Origin of the sequence: Desulfosporosinus hippei DSM 8344, assembly GCF_900100785.1 — a bacterium.
Lineage (GTDB): Bacteria > Bacillota > Desulfitobacteriia > Desulfitobacteriales > Desulfitobacteriaceae > Desulfosporosinus > Desulfosporosinus hippei.
On sequence record NZ_FNCP01000001.1, the window covers coordinates 386,431 to 395,168 of the forward strand.

General features: G+C 45.7%; 7 protein-coding genes and 1 pseudogene. 1 reads left to right on the forward strand and 7 read right to left on the reverse strand.

From position 1 onward, the window contains the following. Nucleotides 1-93: 93 nt before the first annotated feature. The 3 genes from BLS16_RS01865 to hutU form a co-directional block, all read right to left on the reverse strand. Nucleotides 94-810 carry a vitamin B12 dependent methionine synthase gene (locus tag BLS16_RS01865; RefSeq protein ID WP_092329099.1) on the reverse strand — a complete coding sequence of 239 codons (717 nt, stop codon included), beginning with the start codon at nt 808-810 and terminating at the stop codon, nt 94-96. Nucleotides 811-1,150: 340 nt separating this feature from the next. Then, a complete protein-coding gene (locus tag BLS16_RS23385; RefSeq protein ID WP_176786034.1) occupies nt 1,151-1,360 on the reverse strand; it encodes a hypothetical protein in 210 nt (69 codons plus the stop codon). Next, nucleotides 1,347-3,368 (reverse strand): urocanate hydratase, encoded by a 2,022-nt coding sequence (gene hutU / locus BLS16_RS01870; protein WP_092329101.1) that lies wholly within the window; start codon nt 3,366-3,368, stop codon nt 1,347-1,349. Before hutU ends, BLS16_RS23385 begins: the two co-directional genes overlap by 14 nt. 607 nt (nt 3,369-3,975) lie before the next feature. Between hutU and BLS16_RS24520 the strand changes: the two genes are divergently transcribed. Beyond that, on the forward strand, nt 3,976-4,110 hold the full coding sequence (locus BLS16_RS24520) for a hypothetical protein (protein ID WP_282433694.1): 135 nt from the start codon (nt 3,976-3,978) through the stop codon (nt 4,108-4,110). Between the two features lie 63 nt (nt 4,111-4,173). Here the strand turns inward: BLS16_RS24520 and BLS16_RS01875 are convergent, their stop codons facing one another. The 4 genes and pseudogenes from BLS16_RS01875 to BLS16_RS24135 form a co-directional block, all read right to left on the reverse strand. After that, complete coding sequence (locus BLS16_RS01875) at nt 4,174-4,806, reverse strand: corrinoid protein (protein WP_092329104.1); 633 nt, start codon at nt 4,804-4,806, stop codon at nt 4,174-4,176. Between the two features lie 197 nt (nt 4,807-5,003). After that, the gene (locus tag BLS16_RS01880) at nt 5,004-6,461 is read right to left on the reverse strand and encodes a trimethylamine methyltransferase family protein (protein ID WP_092329107.1); all 1,458 of its coding nucleotides are present in this window, start codon (nt 6,459-6,461) and stop codon (nt 5,004-5,006) included. A gap of 53 nt (nt 6,462-6,514) precedes the next feature. Continuing rightward, nucleotides 6,515-7,999 (reverse strand): trimethylamine methyltransferase family protein, encoded by a 1,485-nt coding sequence (locus BLS16_RS01885; RefSeq protein ID WP_092329109.1) that lies wholly within the window; start codon nt 7,997-7,999, stop codon nt 6,515-6,517. A gap of 449 nt (nt 8,000-8,448) precedes the next feature. Further along, nucleotides 8,449-8,571 (reverse strand): annotated as a pseudogene (locus tag BLS16_RS24135) (DUF5412 family protein); the annotation flags it as partial. Between the last annotated feature and the right edge of the window lie 167 nt (nt 8,572-8,738).

The following is an 8,738-nucleotide window of genomic DNA, read 5'->3' on the forward strand; positions in this document are numbered from 1 at the left end:
CTAGAAGCTTGAATAAGATTCTTCTCGCGCTTCCCTGTTCTTTTAATAAGATACGGCAATAACGCTGGGAAACTTTTTGTCTATCCCTCGCCTTTAGTTTTCGCTGCGTACCTTGGACTTGCCAAACTTCAAGCGGCTGTGAGCACAGTTTTGTTGTTCCACACACATCTCACAAGTAATGGCGCAGGACAGGTTGGGTTTCTTAAGCTTTTCTCCCACCGGGATAACAAGGGTGTGCGATTTTACCGGAGACATTAACAAGGTTTCACTTAAGGTTATGCCCAGTTCCCCTCCATCTAAAAGGGTAAATAAAATTTTCTGAGCCTCTAAGGGAATTTGATAACCACCCGGGCACAGGTTGTGACCGGTCTGTAACCCTCGCTCTGAGACTTCCTTAACCACCATACCTCTTAACAATTCCAAAGCTTCATCCAGAGCTACGGTTCCACAGCCGTCTAAAACCATTCCCTCAAGCATCTCTCCTTGTTCAAATAATCGGGCAGATTCTTCTTCCAGGCGAAAGCCAATAGTTTGAATCGCTAATAACACCTGATCAGCGCCCTCAAAAAACGAAGTAGCAGCTTTAATAGCGTACTTATTAGCCAGTAAAATTTCCTCCGGGCCGGAAACCTCCACAGGTACATAAGCATAGATACACCGGGCATCAACCAGACCTAAGGCTTTAAGCCGCATCTCTTCAATGGTCGGCTTAAAATTCTGACTCCGCTTCGAATCGGCATCCGGCATACCAATCCGCCGATAAATTTCCGAAGTATCTAACGTTAAATTATCCCACTTAATAAACTCCATCTCTAATCCTCCCAATCGTGCTGCGTAGCTCGCATGAGATTCTAATCTAAAGCAGAAAAGCGCTCCTCCAGTAGCTTGCTAGGAATGCAAGCAGAAATTTGGTGAATTCAAGCAGGTCTCTGAAAAGTTCCTCAAAAACATGCTAAAGAATAATAGACCCCTAAGACAGGGTGGCTTCGATCCACAGGAGTGAACTCATTGCATGGAGAGGCGGTAAAGCCTACAAAGCTTGGGTGGGAAGCGGAGCCAGTGGTTCACATCAGGTACTACCCAGAGGTTTGGCACGAAAGTGTCCGGTACGATAGTCTCCAGCGGAGAGTATCGCCGAAGCCGTGATTCCTTAAGGAATTCCTACCGGCGTAGGATACATTTTCGCTGAAGCGGCTATCTCCAAAGAATACTTATCCGCTGAAGATCGCTCCCGCCCAAGCAAGTAGGCGAGTCTCGGAATGCTGAGGGCCGAAGACACTGTCTTCGCACGAATTAGTAGGTCTTGCAGGATGTGGACGAATCCGCCTGACCCCAGCGACCCAATTTCAGCTAATCCCATCCACTAACCGGTCAATCAACTCATCCTTCGGAATAAACGGCATAGTCATATGCCCCATTCCTTTATACCGCTCATTAAACTCGATGCCGGTTTCAATGGAATTCTGATTTCGCGCCCAAGCTCGTCTCGCCACTCCACCGACCACATCCCATAACAGGGCGGATTTTATGACGTTATCCACGCGTTCACTTCCATCAAGCACTAAACCAAACCCGCCATTGATAGCCTTGCCGATGCCTACGCCCCCTCCATTATGAAGGGAGACCATACTCATCCCCCGGGCGGCATCTCCGGCAAAACTTTGTACAGCCATATCCGCCATAACATTACTTCCATCTTTAATATTCGCTGTCTCTCTAAAAGGAGAATCCGTCCCGCTCACATCATGGTGATCCCTGCCCAGCATGACCGGCCCAATCTCACCTTGGCGAATCATCTCATTGAATTTCAGAGCAATTCTAATCCGACCTTCCGCATCCTGATAAAGAATTCGGGCTTGTGTCCCCACAACCAGCTTATTCTTCTCTGCATCCTTAATCCAAATATAGTTGTCCCGGTCTTGTCCCCTGCGATTTGGATCAATGCAAGCCATAGCCGCTTCATCCGTCTTCCGCAAATCTTCCTTTTTCCCACTTAGACAAACCCATCTGAAAGGCCCATACCCATAATCAAACAGCTCCGGTCCCATAATATCCTCTACATAGGACGGAAAAATAAAACCATCCTTCTCATCAATACCATTCTTAGAAATTTCAGTGGCTCCGGCATCATAAACTGCCTTCATAAAGGAATTACCATAATCAAAGAAATAGGTGCCTCGGGCAACCAAGGTTTTAATCAATTCAAATTGACGCACCAAGCTCTGATCGACAAGCTTTTTAAATTCTGCCCGATTGGTAGCCAGTAATTTCGTCCGCTCCTCAAAGCTGATCCCTTGGGGGCAATACCCACCCTCATAAGCCACATGACAAGAGGTTTGATCACTGAGCAAATCCACCTTAATCTGATGATTAACCGCATACTCTAATAAATCTACCACATTACCCTGATAAGCAATGGACATAGGTTCTTTCTTCTCCACATACTCTGCAGCGATCTTAAAGACTTCCTCTAAATCTGCAGACACTCTGCTGACCCAGCCCTGCTCATGTCGAGTCTTAATTCTCGATTCATCCACCTCGGCAATAATCCCCACACCACGGGCAATCTCTACGGATTTTCCTTGAGCCCCGCTCATTCCCCCCAGACCGGAGGTGAGGAACAAACTCCCTCTGAGATCTCCATCATGGGGAATCCCTAACTTCATCCGTCCGGCATTAAGTAACGTATTAAAAGTTCCATGGACAATCCCCTGGGGCCCGATATACATCCAGCCACCCGCCGTCATCTGACCATAATTAGCGACGCCCATCTGTTCCGCAATTTCCCAATCCTTCTGATTGTCAAACATCCCTACCATCAAGGCGTTGGTAATAATCACTCGCGGTGCCTCCGGCCGAGAAGGGAATAATCCCACGGGGTGGCCGGATTCCATGACCAGGGTTTGCTGATCCGTCATGACTTCGAGATATTTTTTAATCAAACGATATTGCAGCCAGTTTTGACAGACACTGCCCGTTTCACCATAAGTAACCAGTTCATAGGGATAAAGAGCAACCTCAAAATCCAAGTTATTATCAATCATTACTTGAAAAGCCTTGCCCTCAATACAGTTTCCTTTATATTCATCAATCGGTTTTCCCGAGAGCTTACCTGCAGGCCGATAGCGATAGGCATAGACTCTGCCCCTTGTCCGCAGTTCCTCTAAAAACTCAGGTGCCAACTCTTCATGCAAATCTTCCGGAACATAACGCAAGGCATTTTTGAGAGCGATTTTTGTCTGACTGGGAGTCAAGCTAAAACCCCGATCCGGAGCCCTTCTTATTCCCTCTACAAATTCCTGCTTTACCGGTAATTCAGGATCCAATTTAATAGTCATGGCTTGGGAGATGTCATAGTTACTAATCATCCAGATCACTCCTCACTATATTTTAGACACTTGACCAATAATATTAGGTTACAAAGCTGAAAAGTCTACATGGCTCATATTTCAGAAATAGGTACAGTTGTCCCTGAGGACCGCTGTACCTTATCTCAATAACTATTATGGTCTAATCTACCTGAAAAAAGCTCCCTGGTGACAGGGGGACGGTTTTTCTGTTGGTCTCTGAGGCGGAGAGCTTATCTGCACGCGTCTGCGAGTTCCGCCGCTGGCTCGCTGGACGGTTCGCGAGCGCGTCCAAACCTCTGGGTATTTCTGCATGTGAACCTGCGGCGCGCTACGGGGACGCGAACCGTCGGCCCTCGCCTTGACCCGGCTCCACTGACGCATCCGCTTAGCAGACAAGCTCTCCTTCAGCAGTTTGTTCGGTGTGGAAGTAAAACTTTTGGGTGGCTATGAGGAGCTTCGTGGAATCTTTTTTCATCATCTGATGGTGCCGCGGTAGCGACATGTCAGGCTACCCTGAAAAAAGCCCCAAAACATTCTTAAGAATAATAGACCCTTAAGACAGGCGGCTTCGCTCCACAGAAGTGAACTCATTGCATGGAGAGGCGGTAGAGCCTACAAAGCTTGGGTGGGAAGCGGAGCCACGGGTTCACTGGTATTACCCGGAGGTTTGGCACGAAAGTGTCCGGTGGACATTTTCGCTGAAGCGGCTATCCACAAAGAATACTTATCCGCTGAAGATCGCTCCCACGCAAGCGAGTAGGAGAGCCACGGAGTGCTGAGTTAACGGATGTGGACGAAGCCGCCTGACCCAAGGCCGCCTATTCTAAGCAATCAAATTGCGGCACAGTTCAGTCGCTGTCCCGGCATCCGAAGCATAGCCGTCGGCACCGATCTCGTCTGCGAAACTCTGGGAAATAGGGGCTCCACCAATAATAACCTTCACCTTATCCCGAAGTCCCTCTTCCTTTAGGGCCTCAATGGTATCTTTCATGGATAACATAGTGGTGGTTAAAAGTGCGGATAAACCAATAACTTGCGGCGAATGCTCTTTAACAGCATTTACAAAAGCATCAGGATCTATGTCTACACCTAAATCAACAACATCAAACCCGGCACTTTCTAACATCATGACCACAAGTTTTTTTCCGATATCATGGAGATCACCTTTTACCGTGCCAATCAGGACTTTGCCGGCAGAAGGCATATCACTATCAGCAATCAAAGGCTTTAAGAGCTCAATCCCGGTACTCATGGCTCTAGCGGACATCATAACCTCTGGGACAAACATATCCCCGGCTTTGAAACGAACTCCAACTACATCCATACCAGCCATTAATCCCTGATTGATAATCTCAATAGGGTCAGCTCCACTATCAATCAATTTTTGGGTAAGGTCCTTTGCACCGTTATAATTCCCGTTAATCACCAGTTCAGCCAAGCTGCTAAAATCACTCATGCTAAGACTCCTCCTTAAATTATGAAAAATTATTACGTCTCAACTATTATAGCCTTTAAAACATTATTTTTCCTGTTAATTTATCCTAAAAGTCTATTTTTCTTGAAACTTCATACAATACATAATCCTCTTGTTATATTGCACCGGAACTTGCCTAAGACCCACCCACTTAAGGATGTTGCATCCTCAGAACTAAATTAAAACTTCCCGCCAAATTTCTCCTGAGCTTTGCGCAGAATTTCTTCGATTTGAGCTTTTACCTCTTCGGAGACAGGCTTAGGCTGATGAGTTTCTAAGATAAGTTTAATTCGATCTCTGGCACGATCAATCATTGTCTTGCTGCCATCGGCCGTCCAATTTTCATAATTATTAAAATCAGAAAGATCCGGAAACCAATTATCCCTAAAATGCTTGGCAGTATGATCATCCCCCAAGAAGTTGCCTCCCGGTCCAACCCGCTTGATGGCTTCTACACCTAAAGACTCTTTATCCGTATCGATCCCCTTCAGTAAACGCCGAGTCCGACCGATCACTTCATTAGAAATAACCAGCAGTTCTAAGGAACCGGTAATTCCAAATTCCATATAGAAAACATCATGCATAATATTGCACCCTTGAAGGGCTCCCATTAAGGTAAACATTGTCGACTCCGCAATAGCCTGTTCATCGCAGACCTTGGAATTGCTGCATCCGGCATAGCCCCAAGAGGGAAGTTGATAGTAATGAGCCAGATCTACAGCTCCTCCTTGAAAGAGCACAGCTTCCGGAGTCCCGTAAACCGCCTGCATAGAGCGCATATCCAACGGAGAATTTCCATACCCGTAAACAAAGGGCGCTCCCGGAGCTTTTAACTGGTGAATTACTAAACCGCTCAAAGCTTCCGCATTGGCCTGAACTAACGCCCCGGCAACCGTGGTCGGCACGGAAGCCCCGGCTACCCCCCCGCAGGCAAAATTCGAGGGAACTCCATTTTCCGCAGCAATCAATAACTTTTCAATAGACTCCTTCGGATGTTGAAGGGGCGAAGTTGGTTCGGTATAAATCATAAACAAGGGCTTGTGCCGCAATTGCTCTTTTCCACCCACAGCGCAGGCGGCCATCTCAATAATATCTTGCAGAGTTGCTCCATCTTCAGCAATAACCACTTGGGGTTTCTCAGTATTTTGAACCATAATGGCATATTGTTCCCGATTAATCATCCGGGGGTCAGCATCAGACAGCAGGCCCATGGACATGACAAAATCTATATTTGGCAATTTATCGCAAATTCTAATGGCATTAGCCACGTCTGCCTTTGTCCAGCTTCTCCGCTCAAAGGTGAAGGGATCCAGATAGTTCAGGGTATCCGACCCGGTACCGAAGTAGACATTAGACCCTTCCAAATGCAGAGCAGCTTCTCCTTTACGGTTATATAAGGTCACCCGGGAAGGGGCAGTCTGTAGTGCTTTCTTCACAAGGGAGCTGGGAAAATAAACTCTATTCCCCTTTTCCACATGTGCTCCGGCCTGCCTAAGCAATTCCACAGCCTCTTCATGGTGAATCACCATACCAGTATCTTCGAGAATCTGGCAACTTGCCAGATGAATCTCCTCTGCTTGTTTTTCAGTAAGTGTCCTGAAGAACAGTCCGTTCCCATGTGAACTTCCAACTCCCATACCCGTGTAACCCCTTTCATTTTGCCTTAAAATGATTTACCCTCTTATACCTTTTACGCTTCTTTATTTTTTCGTCTTGTAGACGCTTTTTTTTGATCCGTTTCCGCAATGATTTCATTTAACCCTTGCTGAATGGTGTCATCTAAGAGTTCAGAATTATGTGTGGCCACAATATGCTTAGCTAATTCCTCAGCCCGAGCTTCCATTGATTTAGACCCCTGCTCTTCCCAGACCTCCCAGAAAGAAGTGTTAAACTGCTTGGATGTCCAAATTTCTTCTCGGAAATTCTTATAAGTATGTTCATGGCTGACATAATTTCCACCCGGGCCCACTTCATCAATCACATCAACCGCCATGGTTTCTTCATCAATACGAGTGCCTCTCCCCATATAGCGGGCATTATCAATATAATCATTGCACATGGTGAGGAAGGTTAAGGAACCGGTTTTGCCGCCTTCTAAATAACCCACATCATGGACTAAATTAGCCCCCATTAACTGAGCCATTAAAATCCCATTTCCTGCTTCCATCCCTGCTTGAGCATCCGGGATAGGAGCATTGACACAACCTGCCTCCGTAAAGTTCGGAATTCCATAAAACTGGGATAATTGAGTCATGATAGCGTAATTCATCATCGTTTCAGGGGATCCGTACAAAGTCGCAGTCGTCCTCATATCCATAGGAGTAGCTCCGCCCCCAATAATAATCGGAGCTCCTTTTTGTTTTAATTGGGCCATGACCACACCCGCCAGAGCCTCGGCGTTCATTAAGACAATAGTACCTGCTTTGGTAACCGGGGTGGTAGCCCCGGATAAGATTCCCGGAGTATAAACTACCGGCACACCATACTCGAAGCAAGCGAACATCTTGCCAACTCCATCATTGGTATGGGTTAAGGGTGAAATCGGCTCTGAGTAAAGAATCATAAAGGGATTTTTGCGAAGTTCCTCTCTCCCGCCGGCTACTAAGGCCGCCATTTCTAATTGGGCGCGCATATTAATCTCATCATGAGCAGTGACAATCATGGGCTTGACTGTATTGGTAACCATAGCCTCTAATTGATGAAGATCGCTGACTTTGGAACTGGTATCTGAAGCAATGGCATAACTCATTACGAAATCATAATTAGGTAAGTAATCCATAACTCTGCAGGCAAGTTCCACATCCCGCTTAGTTGAGCGTCTCCGCTTGCCGGTTTCTAAATCTACTGTAAAGGGCAGGTCTGAACCGGTTCCAAAGTATGTCCGATTCTTTTCCAAAGGCATAACTCGTTGACCTTTGCGATTGGCAACGACAATTTTGCGCGGCGCTAAACGCAGGCATTCCTCTACTAACCAACTGGGAATCCGGACCCGATGTTCATTGACAATACAGCCTGCATCTTTTAATAACTGTAAAGCTTCAGGATGATCTACAACAACTCCGGTTCGTTCGAGAACTTCCAAAGTTGCAAAATGGATTTCCTCAATCTGACCCTCACTCACCCAACGCAGAAATGGGGTTGTTTGTTCTATACTATTGGAACGAATCTTTCTCATTTATGTTACCCGGTTAATAAAACTTGGACAAAACCTAACCTTATCCTTTCGTAATTCTTGATGTATGCTTTACGAACCTCTCCAAGTTTTGAGTACAATTTGTCAATCTTAGTGTATCTCCGGAGTTATCTCCAATACCCACAAAATATAATTGCAAGATTTATGCCATCCTTCATACCAGGATGGATCTCTCTTTTAAGCAAGACTTACCATTAATATATCAGTACACTAAAGGGTTTTCCTAGTTCTTAGAATAAAGGGTTCAACCCCTCTGTAAAGGGCAAAAATCAAAGCGCTAAAATATTTTGCGCTTCAATCTCCTGCTTACTCCCCCTTGACTGGCACTCATGCAAGTGCATAAAAAATTAGCCATGCCAATTTTTATTGCAGGTTTTTATAGTGATTTGACATTTTATTTTCCACTTTATTTTAGCTTTATTGGATCGAAGTTACTTCTTCAGCTTTTCTTTATCATGCCTGTAATGATATTTCTCATTGGGCATATGAAGTTCAACATTATTAATGATCACAGTGCTATCATCTTGCCAACGTATAGAAGCAGCACTCTCTTTCTTACGAAAATACTCTCACTTTGGGTTCTGAGGCCAAGATCGAGTATCTCAGCGTAAAGTCTCAACTACAATAGGATGCCCGAGAGCCATTTCGGATCTCTTGATATCACCTAATTTATAGCTGCCTAGCACACTTTCAGAACTTGATATCCTTTCAATTGAAGCTG